Annotated in this window: 16 protein-coding genes; all 16 read right to left on the reverse strand. The window is 46.5% G+C overall.

Features of this window, described 5'->3' with window-relative positions; all coding sequences use genetic code 11:
* Positions 1-102: 102 nt before the first annotated feature.
* Positions 103-2,478 (reverse strand): RNA polymerase recycling motor HelD, encoded by a 2,376-nt coding sequence (gene helD / locus OM416_RS11870; RefSeq protein ID WP_264929484.1) that lies wholly within the window; start codon positions 2,476-2,478, stop codon positions 103-105.
* A 248-nt stretch (positions 2,479-2,726) separates the two neighbouring features.
* Complete coding sequence (locus OM416_RS11875; RefSeq protein ID WP_264929486.1) at positions 2,727-3,188, reverse strand: pyridoxamine 5'-phosphate oxidase family protein; 462 nt, start codon at positions 3,186-3,188, stop codon at positions 2,727-2,729.
* Positions 3,189-3,323: 135 nt separating this feature from the next.
* Positions 3,324-4,391, reverse strand: coding sequence for an FUSC family protein (locus OM416_RS11880; RefSeq protein WP_264929488.1), 1,068 nt, complete (start codon positions 4,389-4,391; stop codon positions 3,324-3,326).
* Between the two features lie 387 nt (positions 4,392-4,778).
* A complete protein-coding gene (locus OM416_RS11885) occupies positions 4,779-5,504 on the reverse strand; it encodes an HD domain-containing protein (RefSeq protein WP_264929490.1) in 726 nt (241 codons plus the stop codon).
* Position 5,505: 1 nt separating this feature from the next.
* On the reverse strand, positions 5,506-6,945 hold the full coding sequence (locus tag OM416_RS11890; RefSeq protein ID WP_264929492.1) for an NAD-dependent malic enzyme: 1,440 nt from the start codon (positions 6,943-6,945) through the stop codon (positions 5,506-5,508).
* Positions 6,946-7,156: 211 nt separating this feature from the next.
* Positions 7,157-9,229 (reverse strand): beta-galactosidase, encoded by a 2,073-nt coding sequence (locus OM416_RS11895; protein WP_319951904.1) that lies wholly within the window; start codon positions 9,227-9,229, stop codon positions 7,157-7,159.
* 46 nt (positions 9,230-9,275) lie between these two features.
* The gene (locus tag OM416_RS11900; protein ID WP_264929494.1) at positions 9,276-10,361 is read right to left on the reverse strand and encodes an arabinogalactan endo-beta-1,4-galactanase; all 1,086 of its coding nucleotides are present in this window, start codon (positions 10,359-10,361) and stop codon (positions 9,276-9,278) included.
* 33 nt (positions 10,362-10,394) lie between these two features.
* Complete coding sequence (locus OM416_RS11905; RefSeq protein WP_062833707.1) at positions 10,395-11,273, reverse strand: carbohydrate ABC transporter permease; 879 nt, start codon at positions 11,271-11,273, stop codon at positions 10,395-10,397.
* Between the two features lie 29 nt (positions 11,274-11,302).
* A complete protein-coding gene (locus OM416_RS11910; protein WP_062833706.1) occupies positions 11,303-12,193 on the reverse strand; it encodes an ABC transporter permease in 891 nt (296 codons plus the stop codon).
* Between the two features lie 190 nt (positions 12,194-12,383).
* Positions 12,384-14,069, reverse strand: coding sequence for an extracellular solute-binding protein (locus OM416_RS11915; RefSeq protein WP_264929499.1), 1,686 nt, complete (start codon positions 14,067-14,069; stop codon positions 12,384-12,386).
* A gap of 123 nt (positions 14,070-14,192) precedes the next feature.
* Positions 14,193-15,821 (reverse strand): response regulator, encoded by a 1,629-nt coding sequence (locus OM416_RS11920; RefSeq protein ID WP_264929501.1) that lies wholly within the window; start codon positions 15,819-15,821, stop codon positions 14,193-14,195.
* A 72-nt stretch (positions 15,822-15,893) separates the two neighbouring features.
* On the reverse strand, positions 15,894-17,648 hold the full coding sequence (locus OM416_RS11925; RefSeq protein WP_264929503.1) for a sensor histidine kinase: 1,755 nt from the start codon (positions 17,646-17,648) through the stop codon (positions 15,894-15,896).
* 302 nt (positions 17,649-17,950) lie between these two features.
* Positions 17,951-18,649, reverse strand: a complete 699-nt coding sequence (locus tag OM416_RS11930) for a hypothetical protein (protein ID WP_264929505.1) — start codon at positions 18,647-18,649, stop codon at positions 17,951-17,953.
* A 183-nt stretch (positions 18,650-18,832) separates the two neighbouring features.
* Entirely contained in the window at positions 18,833-20,362 is a 1,530-nt protein-coding gene (locus OM416_RS11935; RefSeq protein WP_264929507.1) for an ABC transporter substrate-binding protein, read from the reverse strand.
* A 133-nt stretch (positions 20,363-20,495) separates the two neighbouring features.
* Complete coding sequence (locus tag OM416_RS11940; protein ID WP_169478570.1) at positions 20,496-21,404, reverse strand: carbohydrate ABC transporter permease; 909 nt, start codon at positions 21,402-21,404, stop codon at positions 20,496-20,498.
* Positions 21,405-21,421: 17 nt separating this feature from the next.
* Complete coding sequence (locus OM416_RS11945; RefSeq protein WP_264929510.1) at positions 21,422-22,408, reverse strand: ABC transporter permease; 987 nt, start codon at positions 22,406-22,408, stop codon at positions 21,422-21,424.
* Positions 22,409-22,434: the final 26 nt, after the last annotated feature.

Here is a 22,434-nt window from a genome sequence, read left to right on the forward strand (position 1 = left end):
CTTCCCTCGCTAAGCTAGCTTTTTCCTGATCTATGTATCATATACAAAAAGACTCCCGTTCCATTGAACGGAAGCCTTCTTCATGCATATGAACGTGCTATGTCAGTCCACTTGCGCAGCAGACACTTTGCCAAGGTCATACCATTCTTCAGACTGGGCGGTAATGAACGGACTCGGTGTGCCCACACAATAGACGTGAAGCAGATGCATCGCTCGCGTACAAGCCGTGTAGAACAACTTGCGTTCATGCTCCTGGGCATACTGCTCTGCAGAACCGTCATAGATCAGGACAGCATCAAATTCCACACCTTTGGCCAAATATGCCGGGATGACATGAACACCCTGCTCAAAAGCCAGCGTCGTTTTCTTGATTAACTTCGGTGCTGTGGGCAGTACCTTGCTCAATGCAGCATGAACATCTCTGCTCTCTTCGGCGGTCTTGCAGATAACTGCAACTGATTCGTACCCTTCCTCAATCAAATGCTTCAGGTCTGTCGTGATGACATTCATATGACGCTCCGGATCAGAAGAAACGATAACTTTGGGCTTCTCGCCACTGCGGTTAAATGGAATAATCTCTTCCCCGCCAGGTACCATACCACGGGTAAACTCCACGATCTCCCGGGTAGATCGATAACTCCTGGTCAGCTCAATCACTTCCGTATTGTCTGGTCCGTACAGATTAGTCAAGGGTCCTGTTCCACTTAGCACTGAAGAGTGGGCATAGATTGCCTGATTGAAGTCACCGAGTGCTGTTATTTTCGCCCGTGGGAACAATCTCTTCATAAAGGCCAGCTGAAACGCAGAATAATCCTGTGCCTCATCAATAATGACATGACGAATATTGGAGTTAATATGAAATCCAAGCATAAGCTCACGCAGGTACAAGTACGGCGTAATATCTTCATAGGCCAACTCCTGAAGCTTCAATCTGCGTAAAGTCATTTTACAGATTTCATCCCATTGGGCAGGCAATGCTTCATCCCCGAGCAAGCGGACCATCTGAGCCTCATCATTGAACAGATGCGCATATAACTGTCGTACATCAACGAATCGCAATGACTTGATCCATTTTCGCAACGGTTTGAGTCGATCACTGACCACCATACGTGCCAGAATTTCTCTTTCCTGCTCAAAGTCATTGAACGTATGGGTCTTTCCTTTTTGCTTGCGCTTCAAGCGCTGATAGGCACGTTGCAGATCCTCCGGCTCCATCAGATCCAGCTGTTGATCGACCCAAGGCGCATCCAGTTCACTTTTACCAAAGGCCGACAGTTCTTTCAGCATCCAGTCCCGCAACATCTCCAGTCGGCTCACCAGCTTCACTGACGACTCAAAACTGTAGAACTTCTCAGCCATAGCCTCCGATGTGACAATTGCTCGGCCCTGGAAGCGAACCGGCTTGAACTTCATGCCACCTGACAGCATGCTTTCCTTATAACGTGTAATGACTTTCAAGAAAGATTCGGATGACTTGAATCGAATGCTGGACATGCGAACATCGTAATCGGGATCTTCCGTCCCCGTAAGTACATATTCGAGTTGAATAAACGGATCTTCCAGTTGATATTCCCGACCCAAACGGCGTTCCAGATACTCCTGGAAGGTCGTTTGCAACATATTCTCCTCCCCAAGCTCAGGCAGTACCGTAGAGACATAGCTGTTGAACATCGGATTCGGCGAAAAAAGAACCATCTGATCCGCTTGCAGATGCTCGCGGTATTTATAGAGAAGATATGCCACACGCTGGAGCGCCGCGGATGTTTTGCCACTGCCGGCTGCGCCTTGAACAATGAGCATGCGTGTCCGGTCATTGCGGATAATCCGATTCTGCTCCTTCTGAATGGTCGCTACAATACTCTTCATCTGCGCATCCGAAGTTCGACTGAGCACGGCCTGCAACAACTCATCGCCAATCGTAACCCCCGTGTCGAACATAAAGCGGATACGTCCGTCCCGAATGACAAACTGCCGCTTCATCTCTATATCACCGCTAATCTCGCCGCTTGGTGTATGATACGTGATCTGACCCGGCGCCCCGTCATAATACAGGTTGGAGATTGGCGCACGCCAGTCGTAGACCAGAAAGGATTCTTCTTTTTCATCCAGCAACGATGCAATGCCCAGATAAATGCGTTCTGCATTTGGATATCCGTCTTCTTTGAAATCAATGCGGCCAAAATACGGTGAATGATGCAGTCGTTTCATTTTGTCCAACGCAGCCGCTGTATTCAGATGGCTACGCTCCCGATCAGACAGTACCTGTGACTGCTGCCGCATGCTGGTTGAAGTCTCCCCGACATCGTCCGCTTCACTAAAGTTCATTGTGACTTCGTCCCAGAAATCTTTTCTCATGCCAACCACTTCGTCCCGGAAGGAACCTACTTCATCTTCTAACGTTGTGATCTTGCGCTCAATCTGATCGGTCACCGTGTTGACCCGTTGTTGTTCCTCACTCCACTGCTGATCTGTACTCATATGTTAATAGCCCCTCTTTCCCCGGATTGTGTCCTCAAAATCCCATTTGACAAGCCCGAAAAGGCAATGGTATAATTATTAGAAAGTAAACATTTTAATTTTATGTTAATTAGTTCTAATTTTCTGAAAACCATTTTTTATTCTACCAGTGACAACGTCCCGATGCAAGCGGAGGCGTTTTTTGTTTTTTTCTTATTCTTCATTATTACCCAATCACCGGGTCCTCAACTGACTTAGCAACTCCATTTCTACTTTCGTAATTCTTCAATCGTCTCTTTCCAGCGGGTAATCGCTCCAAGTTCATCTTTTAATTGAAAAGTAATGCCTGAAGTGATCTCCGCATATGGCGCGTGATCCACACGTACATGAAGCACTTTGGCTTCAAAACGATCTCTTGGATGAATAGCCCCCTTCATCTCAGGCAGCAGTTCTACTTCTATACGGATATGCAGCAATCGATGTCCTTGAACCGCAATCAAGGTAGCCTTGCCTGTTTTGCTCATGTTCATACTGGTTTGTGTACCTTGCCATAGAGCCAGTCTAAGCTGATGCGGACTTATCGCAATGACTTCCCCCATACTGATCATCGCCTGATGCGGCCACTGATCCTCAGATACGGTCAGCAATTGCATGGCTTCATGCTGTTTATGCTCCAGATTTGTCCCACTCAACCATTCCATTAATTCAGCGTCCAACTGCTCTATAATCATGTTTCTATCCCTCAGTTCATTAAAATTCATTCATGCCATTCAGCCGTATGTATGACAAAACAACCCGGACACGGTTGTCCGGGCTATGTTGTAGTTCCATTGTATATGATCGCGAAGCCGATGTGCAATTTGTTATTAAGGCCACTTAAGCCAGTTTAAAATTTTGTCCTGTGATTCTTTGTCTTCACTGGAGCTATGCACATGTTCGGCAAGTCTATTCAGACGTTCTAGCTGATAACCGTAATCATAGATGGCAGCGGCCACGATGGATAATCGTAACATCCCGTCCTTGTCGATATCAAACTCCGTGATCGCCTGCTCCATGAAACGATCATTGTCCAATACAAACTGTGCGGCCTCTTCGCCGTTCGGTTTCAGCTTATCCTCGAACTTGAGCAGTGCATGCTCATGAAATTTGATAACCAGTTCCAGATGGGAGTCAAAAAATTGATCCATGGCCGGTGTCCGCGGTGCCTGGAAATAGTGGCGTTCCACCGAATCCAGTACCTCATACCCTTTTTGCAGACTCAGTAGCATCTGTTTGTAGACCACCATCTGCCGGGTTTCGCTGAATTTCGAACGCTTCATCTTCTTCTGTTCCTCTTCGAACAAGTTATACTTGTCGGACAGAGACTTAATGGAACCGCCCAGGTTGTTTTTCTCCTCCCGGAATACAACTTCCTTAATCTCATCCGAAATCGAGGTTCGCAGAAGCAACGACATGCCACTGAAAACACTCTGGATCTGCTTCACGAACTGAACCTTCGGTTTCGGAGGAAATACCGTAATGTTAATGAGAAAAGCCGATACAATACCCACCAGTGTCAGCAGAAAGCGATTGAGTGCAAAGTGCCAGTCACCTGAGGCTTCCATAATGGATACAACTGTGACCAGCGTCAGTCCAACCGTCTCACCCATATTCAATTTAAGACAGATCATGATTACTAATACAATAATTAATCCAACAGCAATTGGCTCATTGGATAACACCATACCACCCACCAAGGCTACAATGGCTCCGAGTGTGGTCGTTTGCAGCTGATCCAGGAAGTATTTCCAGGAACGATAGATGGAAGGCTGCATGGCGAATATAGCCGCGATTGCGGCAGGCACGGGAGATTGCGGGTTCAAGAACAGGCTGCTAAGGTACAAGGCAAGCGTAACCGCGATCCCAGTCTTAAGTACACGTGCACCAAACGACATGGTGGTGACCCCTCCTCTTTACCGAACCTGAAATTTTACATTTGATGATCATGTTCATTATTACCCCATATTTCTTTTTTTGCCTGAATTCATTCAGGAGAACGATTTATTGTACCATGGAAGACCTTCCGTTGCCATGTCATAAGTCAGAAAGTGCTCATTCGCAAGGACAGAACATAACGAAAAGCTATGCAAACCTTGTCTTGATTCATTTCATCACTCACTAAAAATAGATCATTAATTCATTTATGTATGTTAATACACATTATTAACCCAAAATGATGAACCTAAAAAGAAGGCAAATCTTCAAAATGGATTTCGCCACTTCAAAGATTCGCCTTTGTTACTTATTCAACCTCTGTGTATCGTCATGCTGATCATGCCTGCTTAACGGTCCGTGCCCTCCCATTCCCTTTTGAACTGGTCCACGAACTGCACCATATAATGATGACGCTGCTCCGCCAGCTCCTTGCCATAGGAGGTATTCATCAGATCTTTGAGCTTGAACAGCTTCTCGTAAAAGTGATTTATCGTTGTGCTGCGCCCATTGCGATATTCCTCACGGGTCATGTTCTCCCGTGGGGGAAGGGATGGATCATACATCTCACGCCCCCTCGCTCCTGAGAAGGCAAAGGTGCGCGCGATTCCAATCGCCCCCAGTGCATCCAGACGATCCGCATCCTGCACTACCTGTGCTTCTAGTGAACTGACCGCAGGACGCTGGCCTCCCGCATACGAGATGGTACTAATAATACCCACAACCGCTGCGCGTGTATCCGAATCAAGCGGCTGGGTATCCAGCCAGGCATTCAATTTTGCCATCCCGGCCTCCAAGCTCTCATTCAGCTTCTCATCCGGTACATCATGTAATAATGCGGCCAGTTCACAGACAAATGGATCTGCACCCATGCGGTGAGCGAGTTCGACCGCAAGTGCAGTTACCCGTTCAATATGCGGCCAGTCATGACCATCCGTATGCTTGGACGAGTCCCCTTGTACAAAAGATCGGGCAGCACGCAGTACAGCCTCTCCTTCGGCTGTTCCATCTACATTGCCCAGGTGCTCTGGTCCTTTTACACTCTGGCTAGATGGTTGAAGAGGGTTCTCTGGCATCTTACGATTCCCCACCTTCACGAGCCTGTTTACGCGGAATACGCCGCGCCACACCTGTCTTAACAGCTGCTTCAATGACGCGATTACGCATTGATTTGACCACTTTATCATTGAACACACTCGGAATAATGTAATAGCGTGTACGCTCTTCGTCCGTAATGGCCGAGGCAATCGCTTGAGCGGCTGCCAGCTTCATTTCTTCATTAATCTCGGTAGCCCGGCAATCCAGAACTGCCCGGAAGATGCCCGGGAAACACAACACATTGTTGATCTGATTCGGATAATCCGATCGTCCTGTCGCCATAACAGCCACAATATCCTCCACCAAAGCAGGCATAATCTCAGGTACCGGATTGGCCATCGCAAACACAATTGGATCTTCTGCCATGGTCTGCACATCTTCACGAGTTAACAGATTGCCGCGTGATAAACCAATAAACACGTCCGCTCCACGAATGACATCACGCAGCGAACCGGTTTCCAATTCCGGGTTGGTGCGAGCCGCATAATCACTCCAGACTTCATTCTCATAGGTTTGTGTCCGTACAATCGCACCCTCACGATCGACACCAATAAGTCGACTGGCTCCTGCAGACAGCAAAATATTACTGCATGCTACACCTGCTGCACCAATACCGCAGACCACGATCTTCACATCCGTAATGGACTTGCCTACCAGTTTGAGCGCATTGATCAGACCGGCATATAACACAACCGCCGTGCCATGCTGGTCATCATGAAATACCGGAATGTCTAATTCCTCGTTCAGACGACGTTCAATCTCGAAACAACGCGGTGACGAAATATCCTCCAGATTAATGCCGCCAAAACCAGGTGATATCGCTTTCACAGTACGAATGATTTCCTCGGTATCCTGCGTATCCAAACAGATTGGGAAGGCATCCACACCTGCAAACTGTTTGAACAACATGGCCTTACCTTCCATGACCGGCATCGCAGCACGGGGACCAATGTTGCCCAGTCCAAGTACCGCACTGCCATCGGATACCACGGCCACCGTGTTCCGCTTGATCGTCAGCGAGAAAGCTTTCCCCGGTTCTTCCACAATGGCCGAACATACCCGAGCCACATCCGGAGTATACACACGCGACAGGTCTTCCCGATTCTGAATCGGGGTTTTCGGTGTCACTTCGATCTTGCCGCCCAAATGCAGCAGGAATGTTCGATCTGATACGTTAATGATGGATATACCTTTGAGCTGGCGTACGCCTTCTATAATTTTGCTGTTATCCTGTGCATCTGTTACCGCGACGGTCAAGTCGCGCACACTGACATCCTGATTGGTCGAAATGACGTCAATGGCAATGATGTCTCCACCAGCTTCCGAGATGGCCGAAGCCACTTCGCCAAACTTGATATCTTTAGTTGTCATTTCCAGCCGAATAATAATGCTGTTGCCGTCCAGATTTCTCTGATTCATTTCAATTCCTCCCAGACTGAAAGTCTTGAGTTACAAGTTACCTGTTTGTCTTCGCTGCGCGGACACGTTTATCCTTTATCTTGTCCAGAAAAAATGGTTCAACAGCCAAAAACATAAAATAAAAAAAGACGCCCCAAACACCGATAACAGGTGCTCAAGGCAATCTCTTCTTATACTACTATCGTTTATTCAATAATAAATGGATTGTATATTATTTCCGGGCAACCGATCTGCGCAGGACACGAATGTCGTATGGCTGCAAGCTGAGATTGGCTCCCACAGCATCACCACTGAGCAGATCCGTATAGGTCTGTCCATCTAATTCAACCAGTTTCTCATCTGGTGTATAGTTCTGTACAAACACATAATCAGCCGTACCATCTGTACGCGTATGTGCTGTTGTGCCGGAAGGTAGCTCAGTTTCAAGTCCACGCTCAATGTTCAGATCAGCAATGAGTTGCGCATAGAAATCATCATAGAATGGCGCTTTCAGACGCGTCGCCACGTAATACGCTTTTCCTGAACCCAACTGGTTAACCGTCAATGCCGGACGTCCGGCATAGAAGTCAGAACGGTACTTAGCCAATGACTTTGCGCCTTCCAGATGAATCAGATCACACAGTTCAATTGCATCATACGCTGTAGTGAGCTGAAGCTCATTGCCCTGCTCAGGAATGATTCCGTTCAGATCACGGTCATGCAGTCCGTCAATTTCTTCAGACCAGATGCCAAGCGTCTTGCGTAGTGGACCTGGGAATCCACCCAGGAAGCACAGATCGTTTTCGTTGACAATTCCTGACCAGTAGGTCGCTACAAACGTACCACCTTGCTCCACAAACTTCTCAATACGTTCGCCGACACCTTCACGTACCAGATAGAGCATTGGAGCAATCAATAACTTATACTTGGACAGATCTGCATCCATGTCGATAACGTCTACAGCAACTCCCTTTTTCCAAAACGCTTCGTAATGCTCTTCCACCGTCTGCTCATACTTCACACCGATATTGCGCGGACCCTGTGAATCATTAACAGCCCAGCGGTTTTCCCAGTCGAATATGATCGCCACTTCTGCCGGAACCGCTGTTCCTACGATAGCTTCCATACCTTCAAGAGCCGTACCTACGTCCGTCACATCCTGAAACACGCGAGTGTGTTCCGTGCCAACATGGTCTACCACTGCGCCATGGAGCTTCTCGCTGGACCCCCGACTTTTTCTCCACTGGAAGTACTGTACACTATCGGAACCGTGTGCCACAGCCTGGAGAGAAGAGAGCAGATGCATGCCAGGTTTTTTCAGCTTGCTAACCTCTTGCCAGTTGGTTGAACTTGGCGTACTTTCCATCAGCAAGAACGGCTGTCCACCTTTGATGGAACGAACGATGTCATGCATCATTGCGATGCGGGAGGCCTGTTTTGCATCGTCATCTGCATCATGCCACGTTGGATAGCTGTCCCAAGACAGGAAATCCAGAATATCGGCGAACTTCCAATAGTTCAGACCCCCGTAAAATTCCATCAAGTTCGTTGTGACGGGCAGATCCGGATTCTGAGCTTTCAATGGTTTCGTTTCATGCACGATAAAATCAGCTGTTTGATCGGTAACGAAGCGACGCCAATCCAGATTCATCGCGTGTACTTGTGTCTCACCATGTGGAGCCGGAGATTCCACTTGACTCCAGTCTGTAACCGTGTGACTCCAGAATGTGGTCCACCACGAATGATTCAGTTCATCGAGTGTCTTATACTTTTTCTGAACCCAGCCACGGAAAGCTTCCTGACAGTAATCACAATGACAGTCTCCACCGAACTCGTTGGAGATATGCCAGCCGATAATAGCCGGATGATCCGAATAACGTTCTGCCAGTTTTGTATTGATCGCAGTAACCTTCTCACGGTATACCGGGGAAGTATAACAATGGTTATGACGGAAACCGTGGAGATTGCGTACACGCTTCTCAGATACACGGAGTACTTCTGGATACTTGGCGGACATCCATGCTGGTCTCGCACCACTTGGTGTAGCCAGGAAGGCATAGATGCCATTGGCTGCAAAACGATCCAACACCTGATCCAGCCATTCAAACGTATATACGCCTTCTTCCGGCTCAAGGGATACCCAAGAGAAAATACCAATGGACATCACGTTACACTTGGCAAGCTTCATCAAGCGAATATCTTCTTCCAGAACTTCAGGATAGCGGAGCCACTGCTCCGGGTTATAGTCTGCACCATGCAACATGTGCGGGGCTTTGGAACTTACAGGTGGAAATTTGTATGTCATAAGGACAACTCCCTTGCTTTTGAATTACAATTTTTATTGAAAGATATTACACGTATGTCTCTGCATCTGATTCTTCTACAGCAGCGAGCGCTGTAAACGATTCCAACTTACGGCCTTTAAAATCAAACATCGTGAGGTTACCCCAGTTATTCGGATGTCCCACGGACCATTCTTCCTTACTTGGTATCCAGGCAGGTTCCCAATAATAGAATCCATGACCCAAACCACTAGGAACTTCGCGAATAATCTGCAACAGATCCTTCAGATACTTGGTCTGCCCCTCTACACTTGCAGGGTACCCTGGCAACAACAATTCTTCCTGATTCAAAATCCATTCGATGCCTTCCGGCTGTTCCAGCGTCCACGGATAAGCGGTTTCAACGACATTGACAGGTTTACCATAACGCTCTGCCAGATCATGCAGATTGTCACGTAACGCGTCAAGTGTGCCATGCCACCACGGATAATACGAGAGTCCAATGATATCGAACTCCACACCCAGTGCTTCAAAGCGATCGTAGAACTTGCGGCTCTCGGCGTTATCTCCACCACGATCAATATGTATCATAATCTGAATATCCGCGTCAACGGATTTGACCGCAGCAATTCCGTACTTCACAAGGCCTGCAAAGCGCTCCCACTGTTCATCCGTATCGTGCTCTTCTCCACCGACACGTCCCTCATTCCATAACATGCCTGGTGTAATCTCGTTGCCGACCTGTACCATGTCTGGAAGAGCATCATGTTCCTTCAACGTTCTCAGGACATCAGCGGTATACGTGCATACCGCACGTTGAAGCTCCTCATAGGAGAAATTTTCCCATGCTTTTGGTTTCCACTGATTAGCTGGATCGGCCCACCGATCGGAATAATGTAAATCCAGCAAAAACTGCAAGCCCTGCTCCTTAATCCGTTTGGCTACTGCCACCGTCCGCTCCAGATTGCAGAACCCACCTACAGGATCATTCCAGATCCGCAGCCGAATCGCGTTAGCATCATTGAGCTTCAAGATGGACAGCAAGTCTTGTTCCTTGCCGTCCACATCACTGTAGGTTCCACCATGTTGTTCAATCTCGTCCATAAAAGATACATCCATTCCCAGAACGAATGTCTTTTCCTCCAAGTTGCTCACTGTATCATCCTCCATTTAATTTGGGATACAGGCTCAGCCTTTAACTGAGCCCAACGTCATACCTTTAACAAAGAAACGTTGCAGGAACGGATACACAATTAAGATTGGTGCACTGCCGATGAAGATCTGAGCTGCTCTTACCGTCGTTTGAGAGAGAGACTCCATCTCTTTGGGATTCATGCTCATACTACTCATGTCACGTCCGATAATGACCGTTTGCATAAATGTAGCAAGTGGATAATCCTTTGCATTATTCATATAGAGCAATCCATCAAACCATGAATTCCAGTGAAACACCATGCTGAACAATGCAATGGTTGCAATCGACGGCAAGGAGATCGGCAGGAAGATACTGAACAATGTTCTGAAATGGTTAGCTCCATCCATCAGCGCCGCTTCCTCCAGCTCTTTCGGAATACCGCGGAAGAAGTTCAGCATCAGGATGACAAGGAATGTGTTAACTGCGCCTGGCAGTACCAGTACCCAGAAGGAGTCCATCAGCCCGATTTTCTGAATAACCATGTAGAATGGAACCAGTCCACCATTGAAAATCATGCTGAATACGAAAATCCAGGAGTAGATCGTTCTGCCTTTGAACTCACTATTTTCTTTGGACAATGGATATGCCGCCAAGAAGGTAATTAGCAAGGTAATCGCTGTACCAATTACTGTACGTAGGAGTGAAATCCAGAGTGAGTTCAAGAAAATTGGATTGTTCATCGTCTTTTTGTAAGCTTCAAGTGAGAAACCTACAGGCCAAAGGTTGACCAGATTGGCATCAGCAGCAGCCTTTGTACTAAAGGATACTGCCAGTACATGAATCATCGGTACGATACACATGATGGCGATCAGAATCAGAAAGCAGGTGTTGACTATATTAAACACGCGATAAGGCAATGATTTATGATACATCGTGGTCCCTTCTTTCTCTGTTCATTCGTTTAGAATATGCGATATCCAGCGTACTTTTTGGCTAAGCTGTAAGATACGAGAATCAAGATCATACTAATGACTGATTTGAACAATCCGATCGCTGTTGCGAAGCCCATCTCACCATTTTGCATCGCAGAACGATATACGAATGTGTCAATGATGTCACCCGTTTGATATACGAGCGGGTTATACAGGTTGAAAATCTGATCAAATCCGGCATTCAGTACGTTACCAAGAGCCAGTGTTCCTACAACCATCAGCATCGGCACGAGCGAAGGAATTGTAATGTGCAGTGTCTGTTTCCAGCGTCCTGCTCCGTCAATTTCCGCTGCTTCGTACAATGCTGGATTAATTCCGGCAAGGGCAGCCAGAAAGACAATCATGTTATAGCCAAATTCCTTCCACACATCTGTCAGAATGACTGTAGATCGGAACCAACTGTTGTCTCCGAGGAAGAAATATGGTCCGAGTCCGAAAGTTCCCAGAACCCGGTTCACCAACCCTCCAGTTGACAGCAGATCTATCAAAATCCCGCCCAGAATGACCCAGGACAAGAAGTGAGGTAAATAAACAAGTGTCTGAATGGTTCGCTGTACAGCCATCTTGCGAACCTCATTCAAAAGAATAGCAAAAACAAATGGGATAAATAAGTTGAAGATCAGTTTAAGTACAGCAATAATCAATGTGTTCCAGATGACCTGTAAGCTGTCTTCACGTTCAAACAAATATCTAAAGTTGTCCAGCCCGACCCATTCAGAGCCGCTAATCCCAAGCCATGGCTTGTAATTCTGGAATGCCATAATGATCCCGCCCATAGGCACATAACTGAAGATGATCAGAAAGATAATGGCTGGCAACAGCATAACGTGGAATGGCCAAGTGCGTTTCAAAGTTCTCATGATTGCTCCCCCTGTATTTCTTCCTACTCAAGTACTCCCTGAGTGGCTTATAATGCGATTATATCAACCTTTTACGGGGTCCAAACAGCACATAAAAGCAATATAAATGGCACAAATTCAACCACTTTGCTTCAGCTTGAATAAACCAAAAAAAGCGCCCAGACGACGATCGTCTGGGCGCTGCTTAAAACTATTTTTTCACACCGTCATACCATTCGTTGACCTCTTGCGTGATCTGGTCACCGCCACCGGATTTCCACGTTTGTACAAAGGTATCAAACGCATCAGCCGGATTTTTACCATAGATAATTTCGTTAAATGCCTGATTCTCGATTTTGTTCAGGTAGTCCAGCTTGGATTTCATCGTCTGCGTTGTCGGACCTGTGAACATGTTTTTGAATGAAATTTCTTCTTGACTCAGCAACACTTTCGCTGCCGCTGGCGTTTCTTTACCATAGTTTACTGCAACATCTTTCTCCAGCTTCGTTTCCGGCTCTTTGCCGTCCGCCAAATTCAAGAGTGCTTTCATCTGTGCATCTGGAATACGAGCACCGTCACGAACAAGCAAATAACGTACAACGTTCACGTATCCGCCTTCGATCTCGTCAATCGGCATTTGTTTTCCATTAGCATCCAGTTGATAGTCATATTTCTCAAACAAACCGTTATCATACTGGCTTCCTGGTGCTGGATCTGCATAATTATCGAACAGATAGTTCTGATACGTAAAGAATGCTTCAGGGTGTGCCATATCTTTTTTGATCAACGTAACACCATTAACGAACTGTGTTCCGTGACGCATTGCTTTACCTTCAGGACCAGTTGGAATCTCAATTGGTTTCCAAACAGCACTTGGTACATTTTTCGCAGTATCCAGAAGCGGCCATCCGCTCATCCAGTAAGGACCTGGAATAATGCCGGCTGTACCTGCAACTGCTGGCTCTGCCGTTTTGTTTTCATCCCATAGAGCTGCTTCTTGCGGGATATAACCTTTTGTGAGCCATTCGCTCAATTTGGTCAAACCTTGCTTCATGCCCGGATTGATAGAACCATACTCCAGCTTGCCATCCGCAGCCAGATTCCATTGGAACGGCAAGGTTCCGTATGCTCCGAAGATCCAGGATGGGTCTCCCATCCAAGTGTTCATGGATGTTTTGAAACCAATGCTGAGCGGGATGACCTTATCGGGAGACAATCCATCCGGGTTTTGGTTTTTGAATGCATCCATTACGGTTTCAAGCTCATCGATTGTTTTTGGAGCTTCCAGCTTCAGCTTATCCAGCCAATCCTGGCGAATCCAGAGCAAGTAATCATTGTTGTATGCATAGTCCAGAACAGGGATACCCATTCTTTTGCCATCACGACTATATTGGTTCCATACGTTAGGGTCTTGCTCCATTGCTTTCTTCCAAGTGTCCGAAGCATATTTGTCGAACAGTGGACCAACTTCCTGATACATACCGGAATCTATCAGATCCTGTGCAAGCAGGTTATCACCCACGGTTACGATATCAGGCATATCTTGACCAGAAGACATTGCCAGGCGAAGTTTGGTTGCAAATGCCCCATTCGTATCCGTTACAGACCACAATGAACTGATATTAATACCGAATTGATCCTTGGCCCACTTGGTTGCCACGTTATTTTCCATGGATTCACCATTTTTAAACTTCAGCTCAGGGTCAATTCCCCATGCAGTCGTAATGGTTACTTCCGGATCATATTTTTCTTTGTATTCGTTTTGGGCTCCAGATGTACTTGGTGTGGCACTATCTCCGCCCCCACTGCCTCCTGAACATCCTGCAAGAACGACAGTTAGACACAGCGTTGTAGCGAGAAGCGTCAAGAATCTCTTTTTCGTTGATTGCGCTCTCATGTTGTTCCCCCTTAAATCGTTTTGGTTACCCTTTCATTATAGGCTGACCAGGCCTTTGAGCCTATGATACGAAATCAAGATTTCTGCACCTTTGCCAACCTATATTCTGGAATGTTGTTGAAATTATGCCTGATCCCGAAATTCATTGGGTGTCATGCCATAATGCTTTTTGAACATTTTGCTGAAATATTGCGGATTTTGATAGCCGAGCTCACTCGTAATCTCGTATATTTTTTTGTTGCTATTCTTAAGCAGATATAGAGCCCGCTCCATGCGCATACGAATCATATAATCCCCAAGACCTTCCCCCGTCTCTGCCTTGTAAATCTTCGATAGATATACAGGGTGCAAATATACCTTGTCCGCAATCATCTTCACCGACAGATCCTGTCCAGTATCTCTAGTCACCAGTTCCTGAACCTGCTTGATCACATGTCTGCGGCTCTGCACACCTTCCTGATCAGACAATTCTTCCTGAAGTTTCGCCAGCATCTCGGTTGCCCATCGCCGCAGCTTCTCAGGAGACTGAATTAACTGATGAGCAAGGAGCAGATCGAATCCCGCATGATCAATCTCATGTACCAGATGTCCCTGTTTATGGGCGATGTACATAAATGCATTGGTTACGGACAGATACATCTCATACACATGTTCTCTCGACAAACGTACTTGTTCCGCTGCATCAAAGACCGTGTTCAGCTTGCGTGCTGCCGCTTCCCATTGCTTGGTCTCAAGCAATTGCGGAAGTACAGGCGGCTTGTACAGCTCTTCGAGCGCCTGCGTCGCATCATTGTCGGGTCGTTTACTAAGTGCCTGATCCATGTCCATGTATATAATCTGGTGTTCTTCCGGTCCGGAAAGGACAAGGGAACCCAGACTTTTTCTATACGCTGCTGTCAACTCATTAAAGGGAAATGATGGTGTAACCACCATGGACAGATCTCCCTGCAGATATCGAATAACATGCTCACGGAAGGTTTCAGCAGAGATCCTCAACGTTTCCAAGTTCATCTGTGGAGCTTCAATCTGTCCCTGACTCTGTAAAAACATAACCAGACACTCGTGGGGTCCGCGACCAAACCACACGTTAAATTGCTCTCCGAGCACTTCCTCCGCTATATTACCTACAGCAAAATCCATTAGATCAAGGGATTGCTGGTCCATTGACGAGAAGCGTCCCGTAAGGCGAATCAGCATCATCACTGCCGATTGTTCGGGATCAATATGGATCTCATATTGTTGCAGTTGTTCCCGGAGTGCCCGCGCCGTTATCTCACGACCAAGCAGCAGATCATGCATGAGATTTTCCCGTAAAATCTTATAGTCAGACTTCCGGCTGTATAAGAGCCGGTGATATTTATCGAATTCATCCCACTCATCGCGAAGAGATGTGATGGCTGCTGAGACCGATCCCATAAACTCATCATCGTTAACGGGTTTGAGGATATAATCCGCTGCCTGCAATTGAATGGCTTTCTTCGCATAAGCAAAATCACTGTGACCCGTCAGCAAGATACAGCGAATATGAGACCAGCGCTTACTCACCTCTGCAATCAGATCCAGTCCCGACATACCAGGCATTCGAATATCCGTGACTACGATGTCTACTGCATTTTCCTCCATAATCTCTAATGCTTCCTTACCGGAAGCTGCACGCAGCACGGTCGTTACCCCAAGTTCTCCCCAGGGGATCGTGAGTTCCAGACTTTCTGTTACATACGTTTCATCATCTACCAGCAGTATATCTATCAAGCTCGTCACTCCCTATCTCGTTCGTTCTACATTGGATTCTATTTTTCAACATGCTCTACACGTTCCAGATGTTTACTCTTCGTTCTCTAGAAGATACTCCTGCTCGGCAGGCCACGTCAGTGTAACGCGTAATCCACCAAGTTCCGATTCCGTTATATCAAGCCCTGCTTGCTCCCCATATCGAAGCTGGAGTCTCTGATTCACATTCCACAGGCCACAGCCCATCTCCTGATCCATTGTTCCCCTGAGCTTACTCAGGAGTGCCTCACGCGCCTCCTGCGTCATGCCTTGCCCATCATCTTCTACGACAAGAACCATGACACCGCCCTGTTTTTCCCCGGATACTCTTATTTCTCCAGCTTCTGCATCTGCTTCAATACCGTGAATCACCGCATTCTCCACCAGTGGCTGCACGATCAGCGGCGGTACTTCCTGTCTCAGCATCTCTTCGGACAGATCAAGCTTGTAATGAATGCGGTCCATACGCATCCGTTGGATCTCCAGATAACAGCTGACAAATTCAATCTCCTCTGTCAACGGCACCACGTCCCGTTCCTGTCTTGTTGTATACCGATAATATCGCGAGAGATTATGCGACATCGCTACAACGGCGTCCATGCGCTTCAGCTTCGCCATACTCGTAATGAAAGAGAAACAATTATAGAAGAAGTGCGGGTTAATCTGCGATTGCAGCTGCTTCAATCGGGCTTCACGCACATGAATCTGTTCCAGATAAACGTGTTCAAACAACTGCTGGATCTGCTCCACCATCAAGTTGAACCGTTCAGACAGGAAACTGAATTCATTGCGGCCCTTTGGCTTAATCCTCACGGAATAATCTTCCTGCTTCAATCGCTGGAACCCACGAATGAGTTGTTTCACTGGCACCTGCACCTGAACATATAACAAGTACGCCACACCGAAACTCATCAGCAACAAACAAATCATGGAAGAATAAAACAACATGTTCGATTGATGAATAGGCTTCAAAATATCTGATAGAGGCATATAGTCCACCAAATACCAGCCTGTTGTGCTGGATTTCACAGTGTTGACCATGTAGGGCTCATCCCCGATCACCACCGTACGGTTATCCACATCCTGAAGTTTATGGATGGATAGTTCTTCCATCAACTGATTCGTTAATGAACGATCTGAAGTCCGGTTATAGATAACCCCCGATTCTTCACGGAAATAGAAGGGATCATGCCTGCCATCGTCCTTGAATTTGTCGAGCATATCCCGAATATTGTCACTATCAAACTCCAGTTTAATAATCGTTTCCGCATTATTAGCCGGGTCTTTAATACCGTATGGAGATACCGTAATCCAGCTAAACATGAACCGATCATCTTCCCCATCCTGAATTTTGCGTACATCCCAGCCGGAACTGATATTTTCCCTTAGCGCTTCTTTATCGTAAGAACGTGCGTCCCTTTCGGAAACCACCCTGCCCAGCGAAGGGGAATACAGATATAACTTTGTCGCCCAATTGGATGAACTCTCCTGAATACTCAGCTTATTCTGAATACGCTTAACCAAATTAATAGCATCTAGATCAAAATATTTACTATCCGCATAAATTCTCCGGAAGCTCGCAATATCAGGATCATGGATGAGCAGATTCGGCCATGAGGATAACAGCTCAATGTGTGTGTTCACCTGATTCTGGAAAAATTCAAGCTGGTTGCTATTGGATCGATTCAACTCATCTCTGAGAACAGCTGTCGTTTTGTGATTGGAGTACCAGTACAGAAGCACAACTGGAATTAGCATAATCAGAATTAGAATGACCATTTTGGAAAACAGGTTTGTCCGATATGACATCTTTTCATCTCACCTTGTCTTTATTTGTCGTGACATTAATTGTAATGATGTAAGCGGTAAAGACAAACTATTTTTTTGAGACAAACTGATTCCCATTATCTAGCGTAAGCGTTACCAATTGTAGGGGGAAGGAGACAAAACCAATATTTCTGCACTAATTACAACTTCCACGCACAAAAAGAGCGGACGATTAGCCCGCTCTCGATCAGATTTCAACACATATCTTTGATCTTTCTATTCAAAATAAACCTTATTCTACTTCTGTTTATGTAATCATTCTGTTTCTTCTATTCATCAATCAACTATGGAATATCGTAATCAAATACTGTATTCACTCCATCCACGCCTACATCCAGCACAATATCCATAAGTTTTCCACTGACGAGCAGAGGCGATTCTGCTTTCCCGTAAAACTCCAACTTGCCTGTAAATGTTCCATGGCTTTCGATCTCAATATGTACTGGCCTTAACTGTACAGACTGCAAGGCTTCCAATAGTGGGTCGTCCTTAAACTTATAACTGCGCCCGAGATCAGGCAATAGCACAGCGGATACGGCATCCCTGCCGTAATTTTTGAGCGTCAGATCACAGCTTGCTCTAGTCTCACCCGTTTTCAGCACATTATAAGAACAGGAGCTTGTGTTCTGTACATAGGATACACCTTCAATGCCGCTAGCTCCCCACTTGGCTATATACATGAATTTATCCGTCATGTACGAATAACTGAGAACGATAGCGAGAACTACGATGGCTAACCCTTTCGCAAGACCCGGGAACGACTTCCCAATCTCTTTGCGAGTAAGGTAGAATCCACACGCGAAGATCCCCAATCCGAGGAAAAGTGTGATATGAACACCACTCAAGTAAGATGTAGTATACGGTGATATACCTATTGCTGACAGCATGGTATCTCCAACAGAAAAACCAAGATGGTGGTTAAATGTAAAGATGATTGCAAAAAGCAATAAAGCCCCAGAGAACACAAGTCTGGTTCTCGACACACGAACACCCCCAATCAACCACCTGATTATATCATATTTTTCCTAATTATGATTAACAATCCAAATCAAAAAAATAACAATAAAAAAAGAACGTCATCGGTTGTTCACCGAAAACGTCCTCCATATTTACCGCTGACAAGAGCTTGTAGTAACACAAGTCTCTCTGTCATGGCTGACGATCATTTATTGCTTAGCCAAGAATGCATCGAGTTGTTCTTGTTTGGCAGCAATAATTTTATCAATGCCCGCTGCTTTCAATTTTTCCAAATATTTCGGGATCATCTCATTTGGATCAACGGCGCCCGATGTCATACCCGGCTTGAACTGTTTGTTCACGTTGTTGACCGCCGCAATTTCATTTTTGACAGATTGGCTATTGAATGTAAAGCCCAGTGCTGGAGACTTCACACCTTTGGCGTTAAACTCTTTGAACTTTTCCCATTTCTGCGGATCTTCATTATCCCATAGGAAGTTCAGGAACTGGTTACCCAGTTGCCACTGTGCACCTGGATTGTAGGTACGACTGTTGGCATCAACGCCGTCAGGAAGAGCAATGATATTATCCTGTCCGTCTTTTTTTACATAATGTGTACCTTCAATACCGAAGTTCAGCAAGTTGTTAATTTCCTTGTCGGAATGCAACAGGTTAATGACCTGCATCGCTTTCTCCGGTTGCTCGGAAGAACGGGAGATCGCGAGCATCGCTCCAGAAGCATCACCCGTCGTAATGGTCGGCTGTGTCATCTCAATCTGAGTCAGTGGGAAACCCACATACCCTTCTTCTTCTTTATCCTTGCCTGGCTTCATGCCATCCGTCCAGAGGAATGCTTTTCCAGCCTTCGCTTGGTCTTTCGGGAACACATTGGAAGTCGCAGCATCACTGTTGATATATCCCGCTTGATACCATTTGCGAGCGAGTTCAGCCGCTTCTTTGAATTCAGGGGTCTCCACTTCATTCAGCACCGTTGTTCCGCCTGCTGTTTTGGAGATGACTCCAGGTACGGAAGCATCCCCGAGATAATCCCAATCCAGATTCTCCAACAGCCCGTTACCATTGGTATTGGACATATAGAATGGTGTAATCGCTGGCTCGTTTTCCTTGATTGTTTTGAGCAGCGGCTCCAGATCAGCCCAAGTCTTTACAGCTGTCAGGTCCAGCTTATACTTGTCAGCCAGATCTTTCCGTACCAACACACCACGTGTGGCAGCGAGTTCCTTATTTGTAGGAACACCGTAGTTCACGCCATCCACCTGGGAACCTTCCAGAAAGGCAGGGTCCAGGTTTTTCTTGATATCCTGACCATGTGCATCAAGCAGATCATTCAGTGGCAAGAATGCGCCTTTAGCTACATTCACTGTGTAGTTCTGCCAAGCCGCTGTGAAGATAATGTCTGATTTTTCGCCCGAGGAGATCATGAGATTCAGCTTGTTATCCCACTGTCCCCAGTCAATCGCATTGATTTTGAGCGTAGCCCCGATCTTCGGTTCCATCTTCTTGTTGATCTCGGCTTCCACCAGAGCGACATCCTTCTGTGGTGTCCCTGGGTAGAACAGCGTCACTTCATAGGGCTTGCCTCCGCCCTCACTTGCTCCTCCGCCTTCGGCTGCAGGTGTTGTTGTTCCACCTTTGTCTGATGAGCAAGCTGCCAGCACCAGGCTCAGCGCCATAACCGTTGCCATCATGCGTGACCATACCTTTAATGATCTAACCAATTGAACCCCTCCTGTCATGTGTTGAACCGTACAGCCAATTGCCCCAATTCACAAAATAAACCCATAGCAGCTTCTATATATGCCCTTTCAGTCCATCTTCATTTACCTTGCCCACTCCGCTAACCGGCCAGAGTTATCCCTTCACAGCGCCAACCGTAAGACCTTTGATGAAATACCGCTGGAAGAATGGATATGCCAGTACAATTGGACCAATACCGACTACAGCCATCGCCATTTGCAGTGTTTTGTTCGGCAGATTCAGCAATCCACCCTGCGACGAAATCTGTGAAGAGACGTTGGAGTTGGTTGTTAGATATTGAATATCGAGCAGCGTCCGGTACATAAGGTACTGAAGGCTGATCGTCCGGTTATCCGATATAAAAATCATGCTAAGGTACCAGTCATTCCAGTAATTCAGTGTACTGAACAACGCGACGGTTGCCATTACCGGAAGGGAGAGCGGGAGCACGATACGTGTAAACGTTCTCAATTCTCCTGCACCATCAATTCGAGCCGATTCCAGAATGGATACCGGTATGGAGTTCGCGAAGAATGTACGCATGACCAGTACGAAGAATGGGGATAGCAGTAGCGGCATAATGAGTGCCAGTATGGAGTTTTTCAGATCCAATACGTTGACATAGACTAGGTACCAAGGTACCAGACCCCCATTGAATAACATCGTGAAGAAGATGAAAAAGGCAAACCAGCCACGATATGGCAAATCTCTCCGCGAGAGCGGATACGCATACAGTGCAGTCAGCGCCACACTTGTAATGGTACCTACGACGGTAACGATAAAGGAGATACCATATGAATGGAGGATCTGATCCATATCTCTGAACAAAAATTCATAGGCCGTTAGGCTGAACTTCTCTGGAATAAGCTTATACCCATTTGCAATAACTGTTGTCTCGTCCGAGAATGAGATAGCGAAGACAAGCAGGATCGGCACGACACAGGCAATGGCGTAGAATAGAAACATCGCATGAATAACGGATGCGGAACGCTTCGATACGGCTAGTGGATCACGTGATTTCACAGCTGACTTGCCTCCTCTCAAAATAATGCATTATCTTTATCCATCCGCCTAACGATGGTATTGGATACAAGAACCAGCACGAATCCAACGATTGCTTGATACAGACCCGCTGCGGATGACATCCCGATATCTCCACCGATAAGGAACGTTCGATATACATAGGTATCCAGTACATTCGTTACAGGGAAGAGTGCTCCCGACTCCAGTGGAACCTGATAGAACAGACTGAAGTCTGCATAGAAAATACGGCCTATTTGCAATAACGTCATAATCACGATCAATGGTACGAGAAATGGAACGGTGATGAAGCGTATCTGGTGCCACTTGGTTGCTCCATCGAGCACAGCAGCTTCATAATATTCTTCATCAATCCCCACGACAGCTGCCAGATAGATGACGGCATAATATCCGATATTCTTCCACGTGTTCACCAGCGGCAAAATATAAGGCCAATACTTCGGCTCGGAATACCAGTCGACCGGCTGACCGCCAAACATCGGCAGAATAGTAGAGTTCATGAATCCCGAATCCTTACCCAGGAAAGCCAATACCAGATAACTGACCACAATCATGGACAGGAAATACGGCAATAACATAAGCGATTGATACAACTTGGACATCGCCTTGTTCTTCACTTCATTGAGCAGAATAGCAAGCCCGACACCTACAAAGAGATTGAGTGCAATAAACACAGTGTTGTACGCGATTGTATTCCGGGTAATTTCCCATGCATCACTGGTGGAGAACAAATACTTGAAATTGTCCCATCCACTCCAAGGGCTCCCCCAAATACCATCAGCATAGTTTACATTTTTGAATGCGATCAGAACGCCGAACATCGGCATATAGTTGTTCACCAGCAGAAACAGTACGCCTGGCAAGAACATGAGATACAGCACCTTGAATTTGCCAAGATTGTGCCACACAGACTTGCGCTTTCGGACTGTTTCTCCCGGTATTTCCGATATCCGTACTCCCTTACCCGCCTGGGGTTGTGTCTTCATAACTTGTTCTCCCTCACTCCTCTTGA

Source organism: Paenibacillus sp. LS1 (assembly GCF_026013365.1).
Taxonomy (GTDB): Bacteria; Bacillota; Bacilli; order Paenibacillales; family Paenibacillaceae; genus Paenibacillus.

Bases quoted from the DNA above. Each gene is read 5' to 3' on its own strand.
- OM416_RS11875 (WP_264929486.1), bottom strand. From the start codon at position 3,188: ATGATTATAGAGCAGTTGGACGCTGAATTAATGGAATGGTTGAGTGGG.
- helD (WP_264929484.1), bottom strand. From the start codon at position 2,478: ATGAGTACAGATCAGCAGTGGAGTGAGGAACAACAACGGGTCAACACG.
- OM416_RS11880 (WP_264929488.1), bottom strand. From the start codon at position 4,391: ATGTCGTTTGGTGCACGTGTACTTAAGACTGGGATCGCGGTTACGCTT.
- OM416_RS11905 (WP_062833707.1), bottom strand. From the start codon at position 11,273: ATGTATCATAAATCATTGCCTTATCGCGTGTTTAATATAGTCAACACC.
- OM416_RS11925 (WP_264929503.1), bottom strand. From the start codon at position 17,648: ATGTCATATCGGACAAACCTGTTTTCCAAAATGGTCATTCTAATTCTG.
- OM416_RS11890 (WP_264929492.1), bottom strand. From the start codon at position 6,945: ATGAATCAGAGAAATCTGGACGGCAACAGCATTATTATTCGGCTGGAA.
- OM416_RS11945 (WP_264929510.1), bottom strand. From the start codon at position 22,408: ATGAAGACACAACCCCAGGCGGGTAAGGGAGTACGGATATCGGAAATA.
- OM416_RS11885 (WP_264929490.1), bottom strand. From the start codon at position 5,504: ATGCCAGAGAACCCTCTTCAACCATCTAGCCAGAGTGTAAAAGGACCA.
- OM416_RS11895 (WP_319951904.1), bottom strand. From the start codon at position 9,229: ATGACATACAAATTTCCACCTGTAAGTTCCAAAGCCCCGCACATGTTG.
- OM416_RS11915 (WP_264929499.1), bottom strand. From the start codon at position 14,069: ATGAGAGCGCAATCAACGAAAAAGAGATTCTTGACGCTTCTCGCTACA.
- OM416_RS11910 (WP_062833706.1), bottom strand. From the start codon at position 12,193: ATGAGAACTTTGAAACGCACTTGGCCATTCCACGTTATGCTGTTGCCA.